Source organism: Ruegeria sp. SCP11, assembly GCF_040329455.1.
In the GTDB taxonomy this organism is placed as follows: domain Bacteria; phylum Pseudomonadota; class Alphaproteobacteria; order Rhodobacterales; family Rhodobacteraceae; genus Ruegeria; species Ruegeria atlantica_E.
Genome location: NZ_JBDZYG010000076.1, coordinates 1 through 223 on the forward strand (window position 1 = coordinate 1; position 223 = coordinate 223).

At 65.0% G+C, this 223-nt stretch carries 1 pseudogene; it reads right to left on the minus strand.

Annotated elements, in window-relative coordinates:
* A pseudogene (glyA, locus tag ABLN94_RS24785) lies at positions 1-223 on the minus strand (serine hydroxymethyltransferase); the annotation flags it as partial.

A 223-nucleotide genomic window follows, 5' to 3' on the forward strand; every position in this document is an offset into this window, starting at 1 on the left:
GCCGGCGGGCGAGCCCAGGCGGATGCCGCTGGTGATGGTTGGTTTTTCCGGGTCAAACGGCACACCGTTCTTGTTGCAGGTGATATGCGCGCGGCCCAGGGCCTTCTCGGTCGCGTTGCCCTTGACGCCTTTGGGGCGCAGGTCGACCAGCACCACATGGGTGTCGGTGCCGTGGGTCACGGTGTCCAGACCACCTTTGATCAGTTGATCCGACAGCGCCTGC